20 protein-coding genes, 3 rRNA genes and 1 riboswitch (1 of these 24 only partly in view) are annotated in these 24,326 nt (G+C 48.0%); of the genes, 20 read left to right on the top strand and 3 right to left on the bottom strand.

Going from position 1 to position 24,326, the window contains the following annotated elements:
* From RKD52_RS20155 to purD, 17 genes are all read left to right on the top strand, one after another.
* A 16S ribosomal RNA gene (locus tag RKD52_RS20155) occupies positions 1–900 on the top strand; it begins 638 nt to the left of the window's first position.
* Positions 901–1,103: 203 nt separating this feature from the next.
* Positions 1,104–4,034, top strand: a 23S ribosomal RNA gene (locus tag RKD52_RS20150).
* A gap of 90 nt (positions 4,035–4,124) precedes the next feature.
* Positions 4,125–4,240 (top strand): 5S ribosomal RNA (rrf, locus tag RKD52_RS20145).
* Together the 16S, 23S and 5S rRNA genes form the textbook arrangement of a ribosomal RNA operon.
* Before the next feature lie 787 nt (positions 4,241–5,027).
* Positions 5,028–5,570, top strand: a complete 543-nt coding sequence (locus tag RKD52_RS20140) for a DUF2179 domain-containing protein (RefSeq protein WP_454101108.1) — start codon at positions 5,028–5,030, stop codon at positions 5,568–5,570.
* A complete protein-coding gene (locus RKD52_RS20135) occupies positions 5,567–5,767 on the top strand; it encodes an NETI motif-containing protein (protein WP_029566477.1) in 201 nt (66 codons plus the stop codon). Before RKD52_RS20140 ends, RKD52_RS20135 begins: the two co-directional genes overlap by 4 nt.
* 85 nt (positions 5,768–5,852) lie before the next feature.
* A riboswitch (purine riboswitch) is annotated at positions 5,853–5,954 on the top strand.
* A gap of 160 nt (positions 5,955–6,114) precedes the next feature.
* Positions 6,115–6,603 carry a 5-(carboxyamino)imidazole ribonucleotide mutase gene (purE, locus tag RKD52_RS20130; RefSeq protein ID WP_369735364.1) on the top strand — a complete coding sequence of 163 codons (489 nt, stop codon included), beginning with the start codon at positions 6,115–6,117 and terminating at the stop codon, positions 6,601–6,603.
* On the top strand, positions 6,596–7,720 hold the full coding sequence (gene purK / locus RKD52_RS20125; RefSeq protein WP_454101107.1) for a 5-(carboxyamino)imidazole ribonucleotide synthase: 1,125 nt from the start codon (positions 6,596–6,598) through the stop codon (positions 7,718–7,720). The genes purE and purK overlap by 8 nt, the downstream gene beginning before the upstream one ends.
* A gap of 16 nt (positions 7,721–7,736) precedes the next feature.
* Positions 7,737–9,029, top strand: coding sequence for an adenylosuccinate lyase (purB, locus tag RKD52_RS20120; protein ID WP_454101106.1), 1,293 nt, complete (start codon positions 7,737–7,739; stop codon positions 9,027–9,029).
* A gap of 284 nt (positions 9,030–9,313) precedes the next feature.
* A complete protein-coding gene (gene purC, locus RKD52_RS20115) occupies positions 9,314–10,045 on the top strand; it encodes a phosphoribosylaminoimidazolesuccinocarboxamide synthase (protein WP_454101105.1) in 732 nt (243 codons plus the stop codon).
* A complete protein-coding gene (purS, locus tag RKD52_RS20110; protein WP_454101104.1) occupies positions 10,033–10,287 on the top strand; it encodes a phosphoribosylformylglycinamidine synthase subunit PurS in 255 nt (84 codons plus the stop codon). The genes purC and purS overlap by 13 nt, the downstream gene beginning before the upstream one ends.
* Positions 10,284–10,967 carry a phosphoribosylformylglycinamidine synthase subunit PurQ gene (gene purQ / locus RKD52_RS20105; protein ID WP_454101103.1) on the top strand — a complete coding sequence of 228 codons (684 nt, stop codon included), beginning with the start codon at positions 10,284–10,286 and terminating at the stop codon, positions 10,965–10,967. The genes purS and purQ overlap by 4 nt, the downstream gene beginning before the upstream one ends.
* A complete protein-coding gene (gene purL / locus RKD52_RS20100) occupies positions 10,951–13,179 on the top strand; it encodes a phosphoribosylformylglycinamidine synthase subunit PurL (RefSeq protein ID WP_454101102.1) in 2,229 nt (742 codons plus the stop codon). The genes purQ and purL overlap by 17 nt, the downstream gene beginning before the upstream one ends.
* Positions 13,155–14,582: an amidophosphoribosyltransferase gene (gene purF / locus RKD52_RS20095; RefSeq protein ID WP_454101101.1), complete on the top strand. Its 1,428-nt coding sequence runs from the start codon at positions 13,155–13,157 to the stop codon at positions 14,580–14,582. Before purL ends, purF begins: the two co-directional genes overlap by 25 nt.
* Positions 14,583–14,600: 18 nt before the next feature.
* Positions 14,601–15,641 carry a phosphoribosylformylglycinamidine cyclo-ligase gene (purM, locus tag RKD52_RS20090; protein WP_454101100.1) on the top strand — a complete coding sequence of 347 codons (1,041 nt, stop codon included), beginning with the start codon at positions 14,601–14,603 and terminating at the stop codon, positions 15,639–15,641.
* Positions 15,638–16,219 (top strand): phosphoribosylglycinamide formyltransferase, encoded by a 582-nt coding sequence (purN, locus tag RKD52_RS20085; RefSeq protein ID WP_454101099.1) that lies wholly within the window; start codon positions 15,638–15,640, stop codon positions 16,217–16,219. The genes purM and purN overlap by 4 nt, the downstream gene beginning before the upstream one ends.
* 2 nt (positions 16,220–16,221) lie before the next feature.
* On the top strand, positions 16,222–17,760 hold the full coding sequence (gene purH / locus RKD52_RS20080; protein ID WP_454101098.1) for a bifunctional phosphoribosylaminoimidazolecarboxamide formyltransferase/IMP cyclohydrolase: 1,539 nt from the start codon (positions 16,222–16,224) through the stop codon (positions 17,758–17,760).
* Between the two features lie 52 nt (positions 17,761–17,812).
* A complete protein-coding gene (purD, locus tag RKD52_RS20075) occupies positions 17,813–19,081 on the top strand; it encodes a phosphoribosylamine--glycine ligase (protein ID WP_454101097.1) in 1,269 nt (422 codons plus the stop codon).
* Here purD and RKD52_RS20070 read toward each other — a convergent pair.
* Entirely contained in the window at positions 19,062–19,157 is a 96-nt protein-coding gene (locus RKD52_RS20070; RefSeq protein ID WP_328286787.1) for an EYxxD motif small membrane protein, read from the bottom strand. The genes purD and RKD52_RS20070 overlap by 20 nt on opposite strands.
* A gap of 75 nt (positions 19,158–19,232) precedes the next feature.
* A complete protein-coding gene (locus tag RKD52_RS20065; protein WP_029285488.1) occupies positions 19,233–19,475 on the bottom strand; it encodes a YgaP family membrane protein in 243 nt (80 codons plus the stop codon).
* Positions 19,476–19,687: 212 nt separating this feature from the next.
* On the opposite strand from RKD52_RS20065, the gene RKD52_RS20060 reads away from it, so the two are divergent.
* From RKD52_RS20060 to RKD52_RS20050, 3 genes are read left to right on the top strand one after another with little or no spacing between them, the layout of a single operon-like run.
* Complete coding sequence (locus RKD52_RS20060) at positions 19,688–21,421, top strand: adenine deaminase C-terminal domain-containing protein (protein WP_454101096.1); 1,734 nt, start codon at positions 19,688–19,690, stop codon at positions 21,419–21,421.
* Positions 21,422–21,454: 33 nt separating this feature from the next.
* Positions 21,455–22,480: a DUF3048 domain-containing protein gene (locus RKD52_RS20055; RefSeq protein WP_454101095.1), complete on the top strand. Its 1,026-nt coding sequence runs from the start codon at positions 21,455–21,457 to the stop codon at positions 22,478–22,480.
* A gap of 23 nt (positions 22,481–22,503) precedes the next feature.
* On the top strand, positions 22,504–22,812 hold the full coding sequence (locus RKD52_RS20050) for a YerC/YecD family TrpR-related protein (RefSeq protein WP_029285494.1): 309 nt from the start codon (positions 22,504–22,506) through the stop codon (positions 22,810–22,812).
* 128 nt (positions 22,813–22,940) lie between these two features.
* Here the strand turns inward: RKD52_RS20050 and RKD52_RS20045 are convergent, their stop codons facing one another.
* On the bottom strand, positions 22,941–24,299 hold the full coding sequence (locus RKD52_RS20045; RefSeq protein ID WP_454101094.1) for an IS1182 family transposase: 1,359 nt from the start codon (positions 24,297–24,299) through the stop codon (positions 22,941–22,943).
* Positions 24,300–24,326 lie beyond the last annotated feature (27 nt).

Raw genomic sequence — 24,326 nt, 5'->3', positions numbered from 1 at the left:
GGGAAACTTGAGTGCAGAAGAGGAGAGTGGAATTCCACGTGTAGCGGTGAAATGCGTAGAGATGTGGAGGAACACCAGTGGCGAAGGCGACTCTCTGGTCTGTAACTGACGCTGAGGCGCGAAAGCGTGGGGAGCGAACAGGATTAGATACCCTGGTAGTCCACGCCGTAAACGATGAGTGCTAAGTGTTAGAGGGTTTCCGCCCTTTAGTGCTGCAGCTAACGCATTAAGCACTCCGCCTGGGGAGTACGGTCGCAAGACTGAAACTCAAAGGAATTGACGGGGGCCCGCACAAGCGGTGGAGCATGTGGTTTAATTCGAAGCAACGCGAAGAACCTTACCAGGTCTTGACATCCTTTGCCACTTCTAGAGATAGAAGGTTCCCCTTCGGGGGACAAAGTGACAGGTGGTGCATGGTTGTCGTCAGCTCGTGTCGTGAGATGTTGGGTTAAGTCCCGCAACGAGCGCAACCCTTGATCTTAGTTGCCAGCATTCAGTTGGGCACTCTAAGGTGACTGCCGGTGACAAACCGGAGGAAGGTGGGGATGACGTCAAATCATCATGCCCCTTATGACCTGGGCTACACACGTGCTACAATGGATGGTACAAAGGGCTGCGAGACCGCGAGGTTTAGCCAATCCCATAAAACCATTCTCAGTTCGGATTGCAGGCTGCAACTCGCCTGCATGAAGCTGGAATCGCTAGTAATCGCGGATCAGCATGCCGCGGTGAATACGTTCCCGGGCCTTGTACACACCGCCCGTCACACCACGAGAGTTTGCAACACCCGAAGTCGGTGGGGTAACCGCAAGGAGCCAGCCGCCTAAGGTGGGGTAGATGATTGGGGTGAAGTCGTAACAAGGTAGCCGTATCGGAAGGTGCGGCTGGATCACCTCCTTTCTAAGGATATGAGGTCGCTTTTGGTTTTTGTTTAGTTTTGAGAGATCATTCTCTCTATATGAAAGAAGGCAATCATTCTTGATTTGCCGGTTGTTCTTTGAAAACTGGATAACGTAATTGATAACAAGTAATTCACTGAGATTTACGCTTACCATAGTGATTTTCTTAGACTTTACAGTCTAAACAAACGATTGACCAATTTTGGTTAAGTTATGAAGGGCGCACGGTGGATGCCTTGGCACTAGGAGCCGATGAAGGACGGGACTAACACCGATATGCTTTGGGGAGCTGTAAGTAAGCTTTGATCCAGAGATTTCCGAATGGGGAAACCCACTGTTCGTAATGGAACAGTATCTTTACCTGAATACATAGGGTACTGAAGGCAGACCCGGGGAACTGAAACATCTAAGTACCCGGAGGAAGAGAAAGCAAATGCGATTTCCCAAGTAGCGGCGAGCGAAACGGAATCAGCCCAAACCAAGAGGCTTGCCTCTTGGGGTTGTAGGACACTCTATACGGAGTTACAAAGGAACGGGGTAGATGAAGCGGCCTGGAAAGGCCTGTCATAGAAGGTAAAAACCCTGTAGTCGAAACTTCGTTCCCTCCAGAGTGGATCCTGAGTACGGCGGGACACGTGAAATCCCGTCGGAATCCGGGAGGACCATCTCCCAAGGCTAAATACTACCTAGTGACCGATAGTGAACCAGTACCGTGAGGGAAAGGTGAAAAGCACCCCGGAAGGGGAGTGAAAAGATCCTGAAACCGTGTGCTTACAAGTAGTCAGAGCCCGTTAACGGGTGATGGCGTGCCTTTTGTAGAATGAACCGGCGAGTTACGATCCCGTGCAAGGTTAAGTTGATGAGACGGAGCCGCAGCGAAAGCGAGTCTGAATAGGGCGAATTAGTACGTGGTCGTAGACCCGAAACCAGGTGATCTACCCATGTCCAGGGTGAAGTTCAGGTAACACTGAATGGAGGCCCGAACCCACGCACGTTGAAAAGTGCGGGGATGAGGTGTGGGTAGCGGAGAAATTCCAATCGAACTTGGAGATAGCTGGTTCTCTCCGAAATAGCTTTAGGGCTAGCCTCGAGTATGAGAGTCTTGGAGGTAGAGCACTGATTGGACTAGGGGCCCTCATCGGGTTACCGAATTCAGTCAAACTCCGAATGCCAAAGACTTGCTCCTCGGGAGTCAGACTGCGAGTGATAAGATCCGTAGTCAAGAGGGAAACAGCCCAGACCGCCAGCTAAGGTCCCAAAGTATACGTTAAGTGGAAAAGGATGTGGAGTTGCTTAGACAACCAGGATGTTGGCTTAGAAGCAGCCACCATTTAAAGAGTGCGTAATAGCTCACTGGTCGAGTGACTCTGCGCCGAAAATGTACCGGGGCTAAACGTATCACCGAAGCTGCGGACTGTTCTTACGAACAGTGGTAGGAGAGCGTTCTAAGGGCGTCGAAGCCAGACCGGAAGGACTGGTGGAGCGCTTAGAAGTGAGAATGCCGGTATGAGTAGCGAAAGAGGGGTGAGAATCCCCTCCACCGAATGCCTAAGGTTTCCTGAGGAAGGCTCGTCCGCTCAGGGTTAGTCGGGACCTAAGCCGAGGCCGAAAGGCGTAGGCGATGGACAACAGGTTGATATTCCTGTACCACCTCCTCACCATTTGAGCAATGGGGGGACGCAGGAGGATAGGGCAAGCGCGCTGTTGGATATGCGCGTCCAAGCAGTTAGGCCGGGAAGTAGGCAAATCCGCTTCCCATATAAGGCTGAGCTGTGATGGCGAGGGAAATTTAGTACCGAAGTTCCTGATTCCACACTGCCAAGAAAAGCCTCTAGCGAGGTGAGAGGTGCCCGTACCGCAAACCGACACAGGTAGGCGAGGAGAGAATCCTAAGGTGAGCGAGAGAACTCTCGTTAAGGAACTCGGCAAAATGACCCCGTAACTTCGGGAGAAGGGGTGCTTTTTAGGGTGAATAGCCCTGAAAAGCCGCAGTGAATAGGCCCAGGCGACTGTTTAGCAAAAACACAGGTCTCTGCGAAGCCGCAAGGCGAAGTATAGGGGCTGACGCCTGCCCGGTGCTGGAAGGTTAAGGGGAGAGGTTAGCGCAAGCGAAGCTTTGAACCGAAGCCCCAGTAAACGGCGGCCGTAACTATAACGGTCCTAAGGTAGCGAAATTCCTTGTCGGGTAAGTTCCGACCCGCACGAAAGGCGTAACGATCTGGGCACTGTCTCAACGAGAGACTCGGTGAAATTATAGTACCTGTGAAGATGCAGGTTACCCGCGACAGGACGGAAAGACCCCGTGGAGCTTTACTGCAGCCTGATATTGAATTTTGGTACAGCTTGTACAGGATAGGTAGGAGCCTTGGAAACCGGAGCGCCAGCTTCGGTGGAGGCATTGGTGGGATACTACCCTTGCTGTATTGAAATTCTAACCCGCAGCCCTTACCGGGCTGGGAGACAGTGTCAGGCGGGCAGTTTGACTGGGGCGGTCGCCTCCTAAAATGTAACGGAGGCGCCCAAAGGTTCCCTCAGAATGGTTGGAAATCATTCGCAGAGTGTAAAGGCACAAGGGAGCTTGACTGCGAGACCTACAAGTCGAGCAGGGACGAAAGTCGGGCTTAGTGATCCGGTGGTTCCGCATGGAAGGGCCATCGCTCAACGGATAAAAGCTACCCCGGGGATAACAGGCTTATCTCCCCCAAGAGTCCACATCGACGGGGAGGTTTGGCACCTCGATGTCGGCTCATCGCATCCTGGGGCTGTAGTCGGTCCCAAGGGTTGGGCTGTTCGCCCATTAAAGCGGTACGCGAGCTGGGTTCAGAACGTCGTGAGACAGTTCGGTCCCTATCCGTCGTGGGCGCAGGAAATTTGAGAGGAGCTGTCCTTAGTACGAGAGGACCGGGATGGACGCACCGCTGGTGTACCAGTTGTCTTGCCAAAGGCATCGCTGGGTAGCTATGTGCGGAAGGGATAAGTGCTGAAAGCATCTAAGCATGAAGCCCCCCTCAAGATGAGATTTCCCATCACATTTGTGAGTAAGAACCCTGAAAGATGATCAGGTTGATAGGTCTGAGGTGGAAGCGCGGTGACGTGTGGAGCTGACAGATACTAATCGTTCGAGGACTTAACCACAGTCTAACTAAGCGTAAATTGCACGTGAATCTTGTTATCAAACGTTACTCAGTTTTGAAAGAATAACTTCTTTCAACCAATTGCATATTGTCTGGTGATGATGGCAAAGAGGTCACACCCGTTCCCATGCCGAACACGGAAGTTAAGCTCTTTAGCGCCGATGGTAGTTGGGGGTTTCCCCCTGTGAGAGTAGGACGTTGCCAGGCACGCAGAAAAAAAGGACAGCAGAGATGCTGTTCTTTTTTGTTGTTCAGAAGGGAATCATGGGTACCTAGTATAAACAAACTCCTGAATCGTACCCTGTAAAACCGTAAAACGGTTTCGGAGGGTAAGCAAAGTCTCGAATCGTACCCTCTAAATCTGTTAAACGATATTAGAGGGTAAGCAAAGTCTCGAATCGTACCCTGTAAAACTGTAAAACGATATCAGAGGGTAAGCAAAGTCTCGAATCGTACCCTGCAAAACCGTAAAACGATATCAGAGGGTAAGCAAAGTCTCGAATCGTACCCTGTAAAACCGTAAAACGATATCAGAGGGTAAGCAAAGTCTCGAATCGTACCCTCTAAAACTGTAAAACGATATCAGAGGGTAAGCAAAGTCTCGAATCGTACCCTGCAAAACCGTAAAACGATATCAGAGGGTAAGCAAAGTCTCGAATCGTACCCTCTAAAACTGTAAATCGATATCCGAGGGTAAGCAAACGCCTGAATCGCACCCTACCAAACCGTAAAACGATATCAGAGGGTAAGCAAACAGCTAAAACACTTTAAACTGCCCGCCGGTTTTGACCAAAGCCCTCTCACTTTTGTTCTTCTTTGCTGAATCGTCCGACAGCTATCTCGCCACCTTCATAGTAGCAAAACAAAACACCCGCTATCAGCTCCTCTTCCATTGTGTCTTTCCCAAATCTTTAGTAACATATGACCTGTTACCTTTAATATGAGCAGTTTGCAGCTCGCAGAATGAGGGTTATCATGTTAGGAGGAAAATTCATTGCTGTCCAATAGTTTGATGATGATTTTAATCATCTTGGTAATTAATATTGTTTATGTATCCTTTTTTACGATAAGGATGATCTTGACGCTGAAGGGCCAGAGGTATCTTGCGGCTTTTATCAGTACGATAGAAGTTGTGATTTATGTCATCGGTCTTGGTCTTGTGCTTGATAATTTAAATGAGATCCAGAATTTGATTGCATATGCAGTCGGGTACGGAATTGGCGTTATTGTAGGGATGAAGATTGAGGAAAAGCTTGCTCTAGGGTATATTACGGTTAACGTGATTTCGACTGAAAGCGAGAAGGACTTGCCCGGTATTTTGAGGGACAAAGGATATGGGGTAACGGACTGGATGGCAAATGGCCGTGAGGGTGACCGGCTGGCGATGCAGATCCTCACTCCGAGAAAATATGAACTGAATTTATATGCAGCAATAAAAGAGCTGGATCCTAAGGCGTTTATTATTGCGTTTGAGCCGAAGACAATCCACGGCGGCTTCTGGGTGAAGGCGGTAAGAAGGGGTAAGATTGAGGTATGACGGACAAGCCTAAAAAGCGAAAGTTTGAGGTTGGAGAAGGCGAAAGCATCGACAGCTGCCTTTCCCGCATGCAGAGTGAGGGCTATATGCCTGTAAGAAGAATGGAAGAGCCAATTTTTAAAGAAGAAAAGATAAATGGTTCAATTGAAGTGGTACCTTATGGGAAAAAGATTGTTTTTGAAGGAAAGTTAATCTAAATACGAACGTTTTAGACGGAAGTTATTACATTGTTCGATTTTTCGTTGACAACTTCCGAACCAGGCTGTTATGATTATGTTGGATATGAAAACGAATGAATGACCTCATATAAAGTCGGGAATATGGCCCGAAAGTTTCTACCCGATAACCGTAAATTATTGGACTATGAGGGAAAGTGATCGTTGACCAGACATGGAACAGCTTTTTTTATTAATGTTCTTATGACCGGTTTGCACTGCTTTCTCTTGTAGAGAAGGTTTGCAGACCGGTTTTTTTCATGGAGAAAAAATGCAGGGTGTCTTGCTTTAAGACGCTAATACAGCTGGATAAGAGGCGGGGGATATAGATGGAACCATTGGTTGGAATTATAATGGGCAGCACGTCAGACTGGGAGACGATGAAGCACGCCTGCGAAGTTCTCGATGAGCTTCAGGTGCCTTATGAGAAAAAAGTGGTTTCCGCTCATCGCACTCCTGATTATATGTTTGCTTATGCAGAAGATGCAAGAAATAGAGGGTTGAAAGTGATTGTGGCCGGAGCAGGAGGAGCTGCTCATTTGCCTGGCATGGTTGCAGCCAAAACAACACTCCCTGTAATTGGAGTGCCTGTTCAATCAAAAGCGCTGAACGGCATGGACTCACTGCTGTCTATCGTGCAGATGCCTGGCGGTGTTCCGGTAGCAACGGTTGCCATCGGCAAAGCCGGTGCAGTCAATGCAGGCCTGCTTGCAGCCCAGATTCTCTCAATTTCAGACAGTTTACTTGCCGGAAAACTTGACGCAAGACGGGAAAAAACACGGAACACCGTGCTGGAAAGCAGTGATGACCTTGTCTAAGCAAACGATTATGCCAGGTTCAACAATCGGAATTATCGGCGGCGGCCAGCTCGGCAGGATGATGACAGTGGCTGCAAAAAGCATGGGGTATGACGTTGCAGTCCTTGATCCCACTCCGAACTCACCCTGCGGTCAGCTCGCAGACTATGAAATAACGGCTTCCTACAACGATTTGGAAGCTATTAAGAAACTTGCAGAACTTAGCGATGTGATTACGTATGAGTTCGAAAACATAGATTACGAGGCTTTAAAGTGGATTGAAGCGAATGCCTATTTGCCTCAGGGTTCTGCACTTCTGTCATTGACACAGGATCGCGGCACAGAGAAAAAAGCGATCACTGATGCCGGATGCACTGTTGCAGACTACCGGATTGTCGAAACAGAAACGGAGCTTGCATCGGCAGCTGAGGAACTTGAGCTTCCTTGTGTATTGAAAACGTGCCGCGGCGGCTACGATGGTAAGGGGCAGGCGGTAATTAGACATAACGAAGACCTTAAAGCCGCTGCAGAGCTACTGAAAAACGGGACCTGTATTCTTGAAAAGTTGGTGCCGTTTGTAAAAGAAATCTCGGTTATTGTCGCCAGAAACCCAGATGGCGAAATCCGTTCTTTCCCGATTGCGGAGAACGTTCATGTCAACAATATTCTTCACCAGAGCATTGTACCTGCAAGAATTGAGGAAGGCACAGCCCGTGAAGCAGAGAAACAGGCTGGTAAGCTCGCTGCTGCTTTTAATCTTGTCGGCACACTTGCAGTTGAAATGTTTGTCACAGAAGAGGGAAGCATTTTAATTAACGAGCTTGCGCCAAGACCTCATAATTCAGGTCATTACACCATCGACCTCTGCGAAACAGATCAGTTTGAGCAGCATATCCGTGCTGTGTGCAATCTGCCGCTCGGGAATCCAGTTTTGCTGCATCCAGGCATCATGGTGAACGTTTTAGGCGAACATATGCCTCTGATTTCAAATAATCTTTCGTTATTCAGTGAAGGTAAGATATACTTGTACGGTAAAAAAGAGGCAAAGCACAGACGGAAAATGGGGCATGTCACTTTTTTAATAGAGAGCATTGACCAAAAAGAAAAAGAAATCAATAACTTATGGGGTCAACAATAGAACGGAGGATTTATCAATGATTGAACGATACACAAGACCTGAAATGGGTGCGATCTGGACGGAGGAAAACCGTTTCCAGGCATGGCTTGAAGTAGAAATACTTGCTTGCGAGGCATGGGCTGAGCTTGGACATATTCCAAAGGAAGACGTAAAACTGCTCCGCCAGAATGCATCTTTTGATATGAACCGCATTAAGGAAATTGAAGAAGAGACGCGCCATGACGTTGTTGCCTTCACAAGAGCCGTTTCTGAAACGCTTGGCGAGGAGCGCAAGTGGGTTCATTACGGATTAACGTCTACTGACGTAGTTGACACTGCATTATCCTATCTTCTGAAACAGGCAAATGTAATTCTCTTAAAAGACATCGAAAACTTTGTTGAGATTTTGAAAAACAAAGCAATTGAGCACAAATATACAGTCATGATGGGACGCACACACGGCGTGCACGCTGAGCCGACTACCTTCGGCCTGAAGCTTGGCTTATGGTATGAGGAAATGAAACGGAACCTTGAGCGCTTCAAGCGTGCAGCAGAAGGCATTGAGTTCGGAAAAATGTCCGGTGCTGTCGGTACATATGCAAACATTGATCCTTTTGTTGAAGCATATGTGTGTGAAAAATTAGGGCTTCAGGCTGCGCCAATCTCGACTCAGACTCTTCAGCGCGACCGCCATGCCGATTATATGAGCACACTTGCTCTAATCGCGACATCCATTGAAAAGTTTGCGACGGAAGTGCGAGGTCTGCAAAAGAGTGAAACGCGTGAAGTGGAAGAGTTTTTCGCAAAAGGCCAAAAAGGTTCTTCTGCTATGCCGCATAAGCGCAACCCAATCGGTTCTGAGAATATGACAGGTCTTGCGAGAGTCATCCGCGGACATATGCTGACAGCCTATGAGAACGTACCGCTTTGGCATGAACGTGATATTTCTCATTCATCTGCGGAGCGCATTATTCTTCCTGATGCAACGATTGCCCTTAACTACATGCTGAACCGTTTCGGCAATATTGTGAAGAACTTGACGGTGTTCCCTGAAAACATGAAGCGTAACATGGACCGCACACTTGGGCTGATTTACTCGCAGCGCGTTCTTCTTGCCCTGATTGATTCCGGCATGACTCGCGAGCAGGCTTACGATATCGTTCAGCCAAAAGCGATGGAAGCATGGGAAAGACAAGTGCCGTTCCGCGAGCTGGTAGAAGCAGACGGGACGATCACAGACCGTCTGTCAGCTGAAGTGATTGCTGACTGCTTCGACTACAACTATCACTTAAAAGGTGTCGATACGATTTTTGAACGCTTAGGTCTGTAAGCTTACATTTTAACGGAAGAGGTAAATAGAGATATTTGCCTCTTTTTTAAAAAGCGGTGTACGCGCTGTTTGGCTCCATTGGCAGTTACCGGAGCTAACCGGCAATTGACTCAGCACATTGAATGTTGTCCGGCTCCATCGCCCAGCTCCTCTGCCAGAACAGCTCCGCCAGTAAAGGCAAAAAGCGCCTTTTCTGGCGGATCCTTATCTGGCTCCCGGAGCTAACCGGGCGATTCCGCACTTCGAAAGTTCCCAATATTCAGTCGTTACAAGGAGGATAAGGCATGACAACCGAAAAATTGAACCTGCTTTATGAAGGAAAGGCAAAGAAAATTTACCGCACGAATGAAGAATCCGTTTTGCTTGTTTCATATAAGAATTCCGCAACCGCGTTTAATGGCGGGAAGAAGGCAGAGATTGAAGGGAAAGGCCGCCTGAACAATGAAATTTCATCGCTGCTCTTTGAGAAGCTTGCTGAGAAAGGGATTGAGAGCCATTTTATTAAAAAGCTTTCAGAAACAGAGCAGCTTGTCAAAGAGGTAACCATTGTTCCCCTTGAGGTTGTTGTGCGCAACATTATGGCAGGAAGCCTCTCTAAGCGGCTGGGGATTGAGGAAGGAACACCGCTTCAAAAGCCGATTGTTGAATTTTACTATAAAGATGATGCACTTGGGGATCCCCTCATAACAGAAGATCATATCGACGTGCTTGAAGCAGCGACGAAAGAGCAGGTACAGGAGCTTAAAACCGCTGCGTTAAAAGTAAATGATGTCCTAATTTCCCACTTTAAGCAGTGCGGTATCCGCTTAGTCGATTTTAAACTTGAATTTGGATTGACGAGTGAAGGAAAACTTCTTCTCGCAGATGAGATTTCGCCGGATACGTGCCGCCTGTGGGACGAAGAAACGAATGAGAAGTTTGACAAAGATGTATTCCGCCGCGATATTGGCAGTTTAACAGATGCATATACAGTGATTTTAAACCGTTTAGGAGGAGAAGCAGCATGTACAAAGTAAAGGTATTCGTTACACTCAGAGAGAGCGTTTTAGATCCGCAGGGAAGCGCGGTGCAGCACGCATTGCACAGCATGAACTACAAAGAGGTCAACGATGTCCGGATCGGAAAGTACATGGAGCTTGCAATTGAAAAAACGGAGCGTGACCTGGATGCGACGGTCCGCGAAATGTGTGAAAAGCTTCTGGCCAACACTGTGATTGAAGACTACCGCTACGAGGTGGAGGAGGTTGTGGCACAGTGAAATTCGCCGTTATCGTTTTTCCGGGGTCAAACTGTGACATCGATATGTTCCACGCCATCAAGGATGAGCTTGGGGAAGAAGCTGAATACGTATGGCATGATGAGACCGACTTAAGCCGTTTTGACGGCATTCTGCTTCCAGGGGGATTCTCTTACGGAGATTACCTTCGTTCCGGTGCGATTGCCCGTTTTGCAAACGTTATGAAAGAAGTTGTGAAAGCAGCCGAAGCCGGCAAGCCGGTGCTGGGTGTCTGCAATGGTTTTCAGATCCTGCTTGAAGCGGGTCTTCTGCCGGGTGCGATGAAACGCAATGAGAACCTGAAGTTCATTTGCCGCCCGACAAATCTTGTCGTTCAAAATGACAAGACCATGTTTACTTCTGCTTATGAACAAGATCAGGTCATTACAGTGCCGATTGCACACGGAGAAGGAAACTACTACTGTGATGAACTCACATTAGCGAGATTAAAAGAAAACAATCAAATCGTCTTCACCTATGAAATTAATCCGAATGGAAGTTTAGTAGATATCGCCGGGATTGTGAATGAAAAGGGCAATGTTCTTGGCATGATGCCTCATCCTGAGCGCGCAGTGGATGAACTGCTCGGCAGCGCAGACGGACTGAAGCTGTTTAAATCGATCGTGAAAAACTGGAGGGAATCTCATGTCACTACTGCTTGAACCAACTCAGCAAATGATCAAAGAAGAGAAAATCTACCGCCAATTCGGCGTCAGTGATGATGAGTTCAGCATGATTGAAGGCATCATGGGCCGTTTGCCGAACTATACAGAGCTTGGTATTTTCTCTGTTATGTGGTCAGAGCACTGCAGCTATAAAAACTCAAAGCCGGTACTGAAGAAGTTTCCGACTTCAGGCGAACATGTTCTTCAGGGTCCGGGAGAAGGCGCAGGAATTGTTGATATCGGAGACGGTCAGGCTGTTGTGTTTAAGATCGAGAGCCACAATCACCCTTCTGCGATTGAACCCTATCAGGGTGCTGCAACAGGCGTAGGCGGCATCATTCGTGACGTCTTTTCAATGGGAGCGCGCCCTATTGCTCTATTAAACTCTTTGCGCTTTGGAGAATTAACCTCACCGCGTGTGCGCTACTTGTTTGAAGAGGTTGTAGCAGGAATCGCAGGCTACGGAAACTGTATCGGTATTCCGACTGTAGGCGGCGAAATCCAGTTCGATCCTTCCTATGACGGCAATCCGCTTGTAAACGCCATGTGCGTTGGCTTAATCAACCATGAGGATATTAAAAAAGGCGTGGCAAAAGGAATCGGCAACACCGTCATGTATGTGGGAGCGAAAACAGGTCGCGACGGCATTCACGGCGCTACTTTTGCCTCAGAGGAACTGACGGATTCATCTGATGAAAACCGTCCGGCCGTACAAGTCGGAGATCCTTTCATGGAAAAGCTTTTGCTTGAAGCTTGTCTAGAGGTTATTAAATGTGATGCCCTTGTCGGCATTCAGGATATGGGAGCAGCCGGACTGACGAGCTCGACAGCTGAAATGGCGAGTAAAGCGGGTTCAGGCATTGAGCTCAACTTAGATTTAGTGCCTCAGCGCGAAGCGGGCATGACACCTTATGAAATGATGCTCTCCGAATCACAGGAGCGGATGGTTCTCGTTGTAGAACGCGGACGCGAGCAGGAGATCACCGACATTTTTGACAAATATGAGCTTGAAGCAAAAGCGATCGGAACTGTAACAGATGATAAAATGCTCCGCCTTCTTCATAAAGGAGAAGTTGTGGTGGAAATTCCAGTTGATGCGCTTGCAGAAGAAGCACCGGTTTACCACAAGCCTTCAGCTGAGCCATCCTACTATAAAGAATTTCAGGCTATGGAACAAACCGCACCTGAAACGGGCGATTTAAAAGAAACGCTGATCAGCCTTTTAAAGCAGCCGACGATTGCAAGCAAAGAATGGGTGTACGATCAATACGACTATATGGTCCGCACAAATACAGTTGTGGCACCGGGATCAGATGCTGCTGTTCTCCGCATCCGCGATACGAACAAAGCACTTGCCATGACGACGGACTGCAATTCAAGATATCTTTACCTTGATCCTGAAACAGGCGGTATGATTGCTGTTGCAGAAGCAGCGCGCAACATTGTCTGCTCAGGAGGAAAACCGCTTGCTGTGACAGACTGCCTGAACTTCGGCAATCCTGAAAAGCCGGAGATTTTCTGGCAGATTGAAAAAGCAGCTGACGGCATGAGTGAAGCGTGCCGCGTGCTGAATTCACCTGTTATCGGCGGAAACGTTTCTCTTTACAATGAAACGAACGGAACGGCTGTTTATCCAACACCGGTCATCGGCATGGTCGGTCTGATAGAGGATACGAAGTACATCACGACTCAATCATTTAAAGCAGCGGGAGACCTGATTTATGTGCTTGGCGAAACGAAGAATGAGTTCGGAGGAAGCGAGCTGCAAAAGCTGACATACGGCAGAATCTTCGGCAAAGCTCCTGAGCTTGATCTTGCGGTAGAAGCAGACCGCCAGGCAAAAGTAGCAGCAGCCATCCGCGCAGGACTTGTTGCATCTGCACACGATGTCGCAGAAGGCGGTTTGGCAGTAGCTGCAGCCGAAAGCACATTCGGCACGAACGGACTTGGCGCAAGTTTGACAATTGGCGGAGAAGCGGTGACTGCACTGTTCAGCGAAACCCAGTCCCGTTTTATCCTGACAGTAACACCTGAGCACATGACGGCTTTTGAGGAATTGACAGGTGCCGCACTGATTGGACGTGTGACAGGAGATGGCATCTTCACGGTGAAAAGCGATGCAGGTGACCTTCTTGTTCAGGCTGAGGCAGCCGAGCTTGAAGCGGCCTGGAGAGGAGCGATTCCATGCTTGCTGAGATCAGAGGACTAAACGAAGAGTGCGGAGTGTTTGGAATTTGGGGACACTCCGAAGCTCCCCAAATTACGTATTACGGCCTTCACAGCCTTCAGCACCGCGGCCAGGAGGGCGCCGGAATTGTGTCAACAGACGGCAGCAAGCTGACATGCGTCAAAGGCCAGGGACTGATTACGGAAGTATTCAGCGGCGGGCGCCTGAATGACATCAAGGGAAAAGGCGCAATCGGCCACGTCCGCTATGCGACAGCCGGCGGCGGAGGATTTGAAAATGTTCAGCCCCTCCTGTTCCGCTCAGAAAGCGGCGGCCTTGCCCTTGCCCATAATGGAAACCTTGTGAATGCAAACGGGCTTAAGCATCAGCTTGAGCATCAGGGCAGTATTTTTCAGTCCACTTCCGATACAGAAGTGCTTGCCCACCTCATCAAACGAAGCGGCTACAGTTCGCTTAAGGATAAAATTAAAAACGCCCTGACCATGATCAAAGGCGCCTACGCATTCCTGATCATGACTGAAACAGAAATGATGGTTGCCCTTGATCCGAACGGACTGCGTCCGCTTTCGATCGGCATGCTCGGCGACGCTTATGTTGTGGCTTCTGAAACATGTGCTTTTGATATTATCGGTGCTGAATACCTCCGCGAGGTTCAGCCTGGGGAACTGCTCATCATCAATGATGACGGGCTTCAGTCGGAGCGCTTTTCGGTGAACGTCAACCGCTCCATCTGCAGCATGGAATATATTTATTTTTCAAGACCTGACAGCAACATCGACGGCATCAATGTGCACACTGCCCGGAAAAACCTCGGCAAGCGCATGGCTATTGAAGCGCCGTTTGAAGCTGATGTTGTAACAGGCGTTCCGGATTCAAGTATTTCAGCTGCCATTGGCTATGCGGAGGCATCAGGCATACCGTATGAGCTTGGACTGATCAAAAACCGTTACGTCGGCAGAACGTTCATTCAGCCGTCCCAGTCACTCAGGGAACAGGGCGTGAAAATGAAACTGTCGGCTGTCCGCGGAGTCGTTGAAGGAAAGCGCGTTGTCATGGTTGACGATTCCATCGTCCGCGGAACGACGAGCCGAAGAATCGTGAACATGCTTAGAGAAGCAGGAGCAACTGAAGTGCACGTCTGCATTACGTCTCCGCCAATCAGCAACCCGTGCTTTTACGGAATTGATACATCCTCTACAGAAGAGCTGATCGCAGCGACTCATACAGTTGAAGAAATCAAAGAAATCATCGGTGCAGACACCCTGACATTCTTAAGCGTCGAAGGGCTGCTCGAAGGTATTGGACGTCAGTATGAAGGCGAGCGCCGCGGACAGTGTCTTGCTTGTTTTACAGGGAAATATCCGACAGAGATCTATCCGGATACAGAATTGCCTCATGAAAAGGAAGAAGTGCTGACGAAATAAGAGCGGGAGGAATAAAGGATGTCAAACGCATATAAGCAGGCAGGCGTAGATATCGAAGCAGGGTATGAAGCTGTTTCGCGAATGAAAAAGCATGTCGCAAAAACAATGAGAAAAGGCGTCATGGGAAGCCTCGGCGGCTTCGGCGGCATGTTCGACCTTTCTGAGCTGAAACTTAAACAGCCTGTCCTTGTTTCAGGAACAGACGGGGTCGGCACAAAGCTCAAGCTTGCTTTTCAGATGAACCGGCATGATACCATCGGGGTGGATGCGGTTGCCATGTGTGTGAACGATATTCTTGCACAGGGCGCAGAGCCCCTTTTTTTCCTGGACTATCTTGCTCTTGGAAAGGCGGAGCCTGCAAAGATTGAACAGATCGTCAAAGGCGTTGCAGACGGGTGCGAGCAGGCAGGCTGCGCGCTTGTCGGCGGTGAAACGGCTGAGATGCCGGGCCTTTATGACGGTGAAGAGTATGATATCGCGGGCTTTTCAGTTGGCGCAGCGGAAAAGGAAGACATTGTTACCGGTGAGAATATCCGTGCCGGCCATGTGCTGATTGGCCTTGCTTCAAGCGGCCTTCACAGCAACGGCTTCTCTCTTGTGCGTAAAATCTTGCTTGAAGACGGCGGTTTATCTCTTGATGAGAACGTTCAGCCGCTTGATAAACCTCTCGGCGAAGAGCTTCTTACTCCAACGAAAATCTATGTAAAGCCGGTCCTTAACGTGCTGAAAAAATACAAAGTGGACGGCATGGCCCACATTACGGGCGGCGGTTTTATTGAAAATATCCCAAGAATGCTTCCGGAGGGACTCAGCGCTGAGATCGACTTTGGCTCATGGCCGATCCCGGCTGTGTTCGGGCTGCTTCAGGAAAAAGGATCGCTCAGCCAGGAAGAAATGTTCAACATCTTCAATATGGGCATCGGCTTTGTGCTTGCAGTAGACTACAGCCAAATGCATGCAGTCATCAGCGAGCTTGAGAAGAACGGCGAAAAAGCCTTTATCATCGGCCGTGTAAAAGAAGGCCATGGGGTCACGTTCGGCGGAGGCGCTCTCTCATGATGAAAATCGCCGTATTTGCTTCAGGATCGGGCTCTAATTTTCAGGCGATCCTGAATGAAATCAAGAGTGGAAAGCTTGAGGCGGAGGTTGTCCTTCTAGTATGCGACAGACCGGGAGCAAGGGTTGTTGAACGTGCGCAGAAGGAAAACATTCCGGTGTTTGAGTTTTCACCGAAGGAATTCAGCAGCAAAGCAGCCTTTGAGACGCTGATTCTTCGCCAGCTTGAACAGTATGGTGTAAACTATGTGATACTTGCAGGATATATGAGACTGATTGGTGAGACGCTTCTTTCTGCCTGCCCTGATCGCATCATAAATCTTCATCCGTCGCTTCTGCCTGCTTTTCCGGGCAAGGATGCCATAGACCAGGCTTTTCGCGCAGGCGTAAAAGTCACCGGCATTACGGTACACTTTGTAGATGCAGGCATGGACACGGGACCTATTATTGCGCAGAAGGCCGTTGAGGTGGAAGATGCAGATACGATTGAAACGCTATCAGAAAAAATCCATCAGCTTGAACATGCCTATTTTCCGCGTGTTCTGCAGTCTCTTTTCCAAAAACGAAAACTAGAGGTGTAACTATGACAATCAAACGGGCACTTGTCAGTGTTTCAGATAAAGAAGGCATTATTCCGTTCGCAGCCGGACTTGTTGAGCAGGGCATTGAAGTGATTTCAACCGGCGGCACGAAAAAACTGCTTCAGGAGAACAACGTGAAGGTGACAGGCATTTCCGAAGTGACCGGATTTCCTGAAATCATGGATGGCCGCGTCAAAACGCTTCATCCAAACATTCACGGCGGCTTGCTTGCCGTCCGCAGCAATCCGGATCATATGAAGCAGCTTGAAGAAAACAGCATTCTTCCAATCGATCTTGTAGTCGTAAACCTTTATCCTTTTAAAGAAACGATCTCCAAAAAGGATGTAACGTTCGATGATGCGATTGAAAATATCGATATTGGCGGACCGACCATGCTGCGCTCGGCTGCGAAAAATCACCAGGACGTAACGGTTGTTGTCGATCCTGCAGATTATGCAGACGTTCTTGAACAAATCAAAGCGGAGAAGGCAGTCTCTCTTGCATCCAAGCAAAAGCTTGCTGCGAAAGTCTTTCGCCACACAGCTTCCTATGATGCGCTGATTGCAGAGTTTTTAACAAACGCAGTAGGCGAGGAAGATCCTGAAACGGTCACATACACATACGAGAAAAAACAGTCGCTCCGCTACGGCGAAAATCCGCATCAAAAAGCGACGTTCTATAAAAAGCCGCTTGCAGGTACTGTTTCGATTGCAGAAGCGGTTCAGCTTCACGGCAAGGAGCTCTCTTACAACAACATTAAAGATGCGGATGCCGCTCTTCAAATCGTAAGAGAATTCACGCAGCCTGCAGCTGTTGCTGTTAAGCATATGAACCCTTGCGGCGTCGGTACAGGAGGAACAATCTTTGAAGCGTTCACGCGCGCATACGAAGCAGATCCGACATCGATTTTCGGAGGCATCATTGCCCTTAATCATGAGGTTGATGCGGATACGGCGCACAAACTTCATGAAATTTTCCTTGAAATCGTCATCGCGCCTTCCTTTAGCGAGGAAGCTCTTGAGATTTTAACATCCAAGAAAAACCTTCGCCTTCTGACTTTGGATGTACTTGGTGCAGAAGCGCAGGATCAGCAGGTTACCTCTATTCATGGCGGACTTCTTGTACAGGATGAGGACACGCTGTCATTTGACGATGCCAAAATCACCATTCCTACAAAGCGCGAGCCGTCTGAGCAGGAGTGGGAAGACCTCAAGCTTGCCTGGAAGGTCGTTAAGCATGTGAAGTCGAACGCGATCGTTCTTGCTAAAAATCAGATGACAATCGGTGTTGGCGCAGGCCAGATGAACCGTGTCGGCGCAGCAAATATTGCGATTGAGCAGGCGGGTGCACTTGCAAAAGGCAGCGCGATGGGCTCTGACGCGTTCTTCCCTATGAGCGACACAGTGGAAGCGGCAGCAAAAGCGGGTGTCACGGCTATCATTCAGCCGGGCGGATCCATTAAAGATGAGGATTCAATCAAAAAAGCAGATGAATACGGCATTGCCATGGTCTTTACAGGTGTAAGACATTTTAAACATTAATCTTTGGGCGTGCGGCATATGGCCCGCACGCTTACTTTAGCGAGGTGGAACAATGAACATTCTGATCATTGGCCGCGGAGGCCGTGAACATGCAATCGCCTGGAAGGCATCGCAAAGCAAGCTTGCAGACAAAGTGTTCGCTGCACCTGGAAACGACGGGATGAGCACGGTTGCCGAGCTTGTTGCGATTGAGGAAACGAATACGCGGGAGCTCGTTGCTTTTGCGCTTGAAAATCAAGTGGGCCTTACCATTGTCGGTCCGGAAGTACCGCTTTTAAATGGCGTTGTCGATGCTTTTCAGGAAGCGGGATTGAAGGTTTTCGGCCCGACAAAAGCGGCTGCGCTTATTGAAGGCAGCAAGAAATTCGCCAAGGAACTTATGCAAAAAAACAGCATTCCGACAGCAGCGTATCAGTCCTTTACCTCATTTGAGGAAGCAAAGCAGTATGTCCTTGAAAAAGGAGCGCCAATCGTTATTAAAGCAGATGGTCTCGCGGCAGGAAAAGGCGTGACCGTTGCTCTGACAGTGGAGGAAGCGGTCAATTGTCTCCGGGAATTTCTTGAGGATGCTAAATTCGGAGAAGCGAGCAGCTCGGTCGTCATTGAGGAATTCCTTGAAGGGGAAGAGTTTTCACTAATGGCATTTGTTAATGGCGAGGACGTTTATCCAATGGTCATCGCCCAGGATCACAAGCGGGCATATGACCATGATGAAGGTCCGAACACTGGCGGCATGGGGGCATATTCACCTGTTCCCCAAATACCGGATGCTTCTGTTTTGCAGGCAGTTGAAACCGTGCTGAAGCCGGCTGCCTGCGGAATGATTGCAAACGGCACCCCATTTACAGGGATTTTGTATGCCGGTCTGATTTTAACGGCTGAAGGTCCCAAGGTGATTGAATTCAACGCACGCTTCGGCGACCCGGAAACACAGGTGGTCCTTCCGCGTCTTGAATCCGATTTGATTGAAGTGCTGCTTGATATTCTCGACGGAAAAAAAGCAGAACTGAAGTGGCGCGATGAAGCGGTGATCGGAGTCGTTCTTGCTTCAAAAGGCTACCCGGATGCGTACATCAAGGGCGAAGCAATCGGTTCGCTTCTGCCGGGGTTTGAGCAGGGGGCGCTGTTCCATGCAGGCACAAAAAAAGAAGACCAGCAGTATGTAACAGACGGCGGCAGAGTCCTTGCAGTCGTCGCATACGGAAGCGATCTGCTTGAAGCGCAGACACAAGTGTATGAATACGTGTCTGAGGTAGCTTCAGATGCCCTGTTCTACCGCAAGGACATCGGAGCAAAAGCGACTAAGCACGTCTTTTCTTAACATACACAAACAGCAGCGCCACAATGCTGCCGATCAGAAGGGCCAGTACAAACGACATGTCAGTCAGGTATTCCATGATCAAGGTGTTCACCTCTTTTGATTGATATCAATTTTAAGTTACCCCCCAAATCATGATTTGGGGGATTTGTTTTTAAGAGGGATTGTAAGTCTTATCCTCAAACTCCAAATCCTCTTTTTTATACTCCTGATACATAAACGTGAGCGGACAGAAACGCAGGATACCTTCCCCGACTTTCATGGCGCCGAGCAGCATGACAAGCAGGGCAGATTCTTTCCATGGCTTCTTTGAATATTTGGCAGATGCCCATGAGAGCAAGAAAAGTCCAATTGTGATGCGGACCAGGCCATTAACGATGCCGATGTTTGGTTTCATAAAGATCAGACTCCTTTTTTGGTAATTAGTGTCTAGTTCCATCGCTCAACTCCTCTGTCAGAACGGAATCGTCGGCAAATGCAAAAAGCGCCTTTTCCGCCGCTTCCTTATCTGACTCCCGGAGCTAAACGAGCGATTCCTCTTTTCTTAATTACTGCGTTAATAAATTGAATATGTTACCATAATGAAAAGACCTTCAGGGAGGTGCTGTCATGCCAAAGCCAAATGCTCCGTGGAAGATACGGGAGATCAGAGGCCATATTGATGCAGCTTCCGGACAGAAGCAGCCGGATCTTTTGCTGAAAAATGGTACCTATCTGAACTCTTACTTAAAGAGATGGGTGAAGGCCCATATTTGGATTAAAGATGACCGGATTGTTTATATAGGAAACAATCTGCCTGCTTCCGCAAAAGAAACAGCGGAATGTGAAGGGCTGTTTATTGTACCCGGCTATATTGAGCCGCATGCACACCCGTTTCAACTTTATAATCCCCTTTCTTTCGGAGAGTATGTGTCGCAGTTCGGCACAACAAGCATGATCTGTGATAATTTATTTCTGCTTTTTCAGTCCGATAAAAAGAAAGCGTTTTCTTTTGTGGAGGAAATCAATCGCCGCCAAGTTCAGTATTACTGGTGGGCACGGTTTGACCTGCAAACGGAAGTACCGGATGAAACCGATATTTTATCGCTGGATTTTATGAAAAAATGGATGGATTCTGAATATGTTATTCAAGGCGGTGAATTAACCGGCTGGCCTAAGCTGTTGCAGGATGATGATCTCATGCTGTCTTGGATGGAGGAGATAAAAGGAAAGGGAAAGCGAATAGAGGGGCATTTTCCGGGTGCTTCTGCCGGTACGCTTACCAAAATGAAGCTTTTCGGTGCAGATAGTGACCACGAGGCGATGACAGGCGAAGATGTAGTTGAAAGGCTTTCTCTCGGCTATACGGTAGCCCTGCGCCATTCATCCATCAGGCCGGATCTGCCAGAGCTGCTTAAAGGCATCCGGGAGAAAGAAATCACTTCGTATGATCACTTCCTTTTTACAACAGACGGATCAACGCCGCATTTTTATAAGGACGGCATGATGGACAGTCTGATAAAAATGGCGATGGAAAGCGGAATTCCTGCAATTGATGCCTACCATATGGCAAGCTTCAATGCCGCCCGTTATTACAGGATGGAAGAAGTGACGGGGGCGGTCGCGCCTGGAAGAATGGCCAATCTGAATATCCTTTCAGCGATTGAACAGCCGCTTCCTGTCAGTGTGCTGGCAAAAGGAAAGTGGCTTAAAAAAGCTGGAGCAGCAGCTGAGTTTCCTCCTTATGACTGGAAACAGACAGAACTTGAACCTCTGCAGCTGAATTGGTCTCTCTCCCTTGATGATCTGCAATTTTCAATGGCTATGGGCCTGAAGATGAAAAATGACGTAATCATCGAGCCATACAGGATCACGGCTGATCATTCCTTGGATGAGCTCAGTGACAGCCACGATGAATGCTTTCTCGCTCTCATTGATAAAAGAGGGAAATGGAGAATCAACACCATGCTGAAAGGATTTGCCTCAAGTCTCGGGGGACTTGCAAGCTCATACTCAACAACAGGTGACATTATTCTCATCGGAAAAAGCAAGCACGATATAATTACTGCTTTTCAGAGGATGAAGGAGCTTGGCGGAGGGATTGTTCTAGCGGAAAAAGGAGACGTTCTGCACGAAATTCCGCTTGGAATATGCGGCGGAGCATCTTTGCAGCCGTTTGAAGAAGTGGTTCAGCAGGAAGAGACGTTCAGAAGGCTTTTGGCGGAAAGAGGCTATCTGTTCGGGGACCCCGTTTACTCCCTGTTTTTCCTCTTATCGACTCATTTGCCTTATATCAGAATAACGCCAGCGGGGATCTATGATGTGCTCAAAAAAATAATACTCTTTCCGCCGATAATGCGTTAAAATATAAAAGGAAGCAAAAGGAGTCAAACTTACGTGAAAACCATCAAGAAGAACGTACAGCGGCTGTTAGCGGCAGTTATGCTGCTCGCATTGTGCACAGCATGCGTTAAAGAAGAGAACAGTGTTCCAAATCCAAGCGTGAAAAAGCAGGAACCATCAGCTCCTGCTGAAGAAGTAAGCAGCTATCCTCTGACGGGTTTTCCTTCAGAGAACATGGGAAACCGTGCTTTTGCCGTGATGATCAACAATCACCCTGCAGCCCGGCCGCAGTCAGGACTCCATAAAGCGGACATTGTCTATGAAGTGCTTGCAGAAGGCAGCATCACAAGGTTTTTAGCCATCTATCAAAGCGAGCTTCCGGAGATGATCGGTCCGGTCCGGAGTGCAAGAGAATATTATGTTGATCTTGCCGACGGCTACAATGCTTTATTCATAAGCCACGGATGGAGCCCTCAGGCGCGCGAACTGCTTGAAGACGGAAACCATGACTTCTTAAACGGTATGTTTTACGACGGCACGCTTTTTGAAAGGGCAGATTTCAGGAAAGCCCCGCACAATTCTTATATCTCATCCGAAAATATAAAAAAAGGTGCAGAGCTGAATAAAGCGGATCTTTCGCAGAGGCCGGACCCGCTGCCGTTTATGAAAACGGCGGGAGGAAAGAAACTTCAGGGGAAATCCGCAGCTGAGGCCGTCATCCGCTACGATAAATCTGACACTTTTGAATCGCAGTTTATTTATGACAAACAATCACAGACCTATTTCAGATATAGCACCGAACAGACTAAAGATCTTCAATCAGATGAAGCTGTAGCACCCAGTAATGTACTTATTGCTGAAATGACTCACGAAATTATGGATAAACAAGGAAGAAGGTCCATTAACCTTACGGAGGGCGGCAAAGCAATCCTCCTTCAGCATGGCGTCAGCCGCGAGGTAGAATGGCGCAATGCGGACGGAAGGATCCTTCCGTATCTGAACGGAGAGCAGGTGGAGCTTGTTCCGGGGAAAACATGGATCAGCATCGTGCCCCATCTCAATCAAGTGACCCTCCACTAAATCTTTTAAAAAGGAGAATCAACATGCAAATCGAAAAATTACGGGGAAAAGAACTTGACCAATTATTTGAATCTGTCCTCTCACTTAAAAATCTGGATGAATGCTATCGATTTTTCGATGATCTCTGCACAGTAAACGAAATTCAGTCACTAGCCCAGCGTCTGGAAGTGGCGCGCATGCTCCGCGAAGGCTTTACTTATCATAAAATTGAAACAGAGACAGGCGCAAGCACAGCAACGATCTCGCGTGTTAAACGCTGCCTGAACTACGGCAACGACGCCTATACGATGGCTCTTGAGCGCATCGGCGCACAGGAGCCGAAAGAATCTTAATAGCAAAAAGGCTGAACTTGTTCAGCCTTCAGAGTGTAGACAAAATGCCGCCGGATGGTCTCCATCCGGCGGCATTTTGTCATTTTTAGGGATTTACATACAGATACAAGCCTCATTATTAACTATTTTTATACAGCTTCAGCTGACTTCCATGTCCAGGAAGCCAACTTTTTCAAGTTCATGGCAGCAAAAGTAAGCATCGCCTGCATGGACAATTTTTTGAGTCCCCTCAAGGTTGTCCAGCGCATTCCATGCTTTTCTTTTGCATCCGCAAAGACACGTTCAATGGTTTCTTTGCGCTTAGCATAAATGATTTTGTTTTCCTCGGTGTGCCGCAGATGTTCGGCTCCCTCTAAATAATCTTGCCACAGATGTCTTTCAATCACCTTCTGATGGTTTTGACTCTGTGTACACTTGCTCAAGAAAGGACAGCCCTCGCAAACCCTCGGATTGGAAGCATACTGCCTGTATCCTTTTTTAGTTGTTGTTCGATAGGAGAGAACCTGGTCATTCGGGCATATGTAGCAATCAAAATGTTCATCGTACGCATAGTCATATTTCTTGAAGAATCCATCTTTCGTTTGTGGACGAGTATAAGGAAAAACAGGTCGAATTTCATTCGTTATGAGATAGTGAGCAAGAGCAGGATTCTTGTAAGCTGCATCCGCCGCAACGGCATAAGGTTTTGTATGAAACTTCATTACTTGAGACAGCAGAGACTCGAACACTGCACTGTCGTGCACGTTACCAGGCGTAACCATTGCCCCAACAATAAAGCCTCTTTCATCTGAAGCCGCATGGAACGAGTAAGCGAATTGTTTGGTTCTCTCATCCTTTACGTAATAGCCACTTTCCGGATCCGTTGTACTTTCTTTAATTTCTTTCTCTCCCGGCTCAAACTTATCTGGAGGAAAGGGCTTTTTTCCGTTTTCCTCACGGTCTTTATTAAGTTCCGTTTGAAGCCTTTCCTCGTAAGACTTTGTTTCTTTTCGTACAATCTTCTTCTGGTATTTCTTCTTATTGGCACTTGCCTTTACGTGAGTAGAATCAATAAAGACCTGTTCTCCCTTGACCAGATTTTGATTCACCGCTTCATTTAGAATGCGGTAAAAGATCTGCTCAAAAAGATCCGTATCTTTAAAACGTCTTTCATAATTCTTACCGAAGGTGGAGAAGTGAGGCACCTTGTCATGGAATCCAAAACCTAAAAACCATCGGTAAGCCAAATTCGTTTCAATCTCTTCAATCGTTCGTCTCATCGAGCGAATACCGAAAAGGTATTGAATGAATGTCATTTTAATCAAAATAACGGGATCAATACTTGGACGCCCTCGATCAGCTGAGTAGACGTTCTCCACTAATGGATAAATAAATGAAAAATCGAGAGCTTGTTCAATTTTACGAACCAAGTGATCTTCCGGCACCAATTGCTCAAGTGTAATCATCTCAAGTTGATCGCGATTCATTTGATTATTTTTTGACAGCATCCAAATCACCTCTGTTTTATTCTACTT

Source organism: Metabacillus sp. SLBN-84 (assembly GCF_053629595.1).
Note: the sequence above shows the minus strand (reverse complement) of the source record. Positions and strands in the feature narration are given on the sequence as shown.

Bases quoted from the DNA above. Each gene is read 5' to 3' on its own strand.
- RKD52_RS20135 (WP_029566477.1), top strand. From the start codon at position 5,567: ATGACGGACAAGCCTAAAAAGCGAAAGTTTGAGGTTGGAGAAGGCGAA.
- purE (WP_369735364.1), top strand. From the start codon at position 6,115: ATGGAACCATTGGTTGGAATTATAATGGGCAGCACGTCAGACTGGGAG.
- purB (WP_454101106.1), top strand. From the start codon at position 7,737: ATGATTGAACGATACACAAGACCTGAAATGGGTGCGATCTGGACGGAG.
- purC (WP_454101105.1), top strand. From the start codon at position 9,314: ATGACAACCGAAAAATTGAACCTGCTTTATGAAGGAAAGGCAAAGAAA.
- purS (WP_454101104.1), top strand. From the start codon at position 10,033: ATGTACAAAGTAAAGGTATTCGTTACACTCAGAGAGAGCGTTTTAGAT.
- purL (WP_454101102.1), top strand. From the start codon at position 10,951: ATGTCACTACTGCTTGAACCAACTCAGCAAATGATCAAAGAAGAGAAA.
- purF (WP_454101101.1), top strand. From the start codon at position 13,155: ATGCTTGCTGAGATCAGAGGACTAAACGAAGAGTGCGGAGTGTTTGGA.
- purM (WP_454101100.1), top strand. From the start codon at position 14,601: ATGTCAAACGCATATAAGCAGGCAGGCGTAGATATCGAAGCAGGGTAT.
- purN (WP_454101099.1), top strand. From the start codon at position 15,638: ATGATGAAAATCGCCGTATTTGCTTCAGGATCGGGCTCTAATTTTCAG.
- purH (WP_454101098.1), top strand. From the start codon at position 16,222: ATGACAATCAAACGGGCACTTGTCAGTGTTTCAGATAAAGAAGGCATT.
- purD (WP_454101097.1), top strand. From the start codon at position 17,813: ATGAACATTCTGATCATTGGCCGCGGAGGCCGTGAACATGCAATCGCC.
- RKD52_RS20070 (WP_328286787.1), bottom strand. From the start codon at position 19,157: ATGGAATACCTGACTGACATGTCGTTTGTACTGGCCCTTCTGATCGGC.
- RKD52_RS20065 (WP_029285488.1), bottom strand. From the start codon at position 19,475: ATGAAACCAAACATCGGCATCGTTAATGGCCTGGTCCGCATCACAATT.
- RKD52_RS20060 (WP_454101096.1), top strand. From the start codon at position 19,688: ATGCCAAAGCCAAATGCTCCGTGGAAGATACGGGAGATCAGAGGCCAT.
- RKD52_RS20050 (WP_029285494.1), top strand. From the start codon at position 22,504: ATGCAAATCGAAAAATTACGGGGAAAAGAACTTGACCAATTATTTGAA.
- RKD52_RS20045 (WP_454101094.1), bottom strand. From the start codon at position 24,299: ATGCTGTCAAAAAATAATCAAATGAATCGCGATCAACTTGAGATGATT.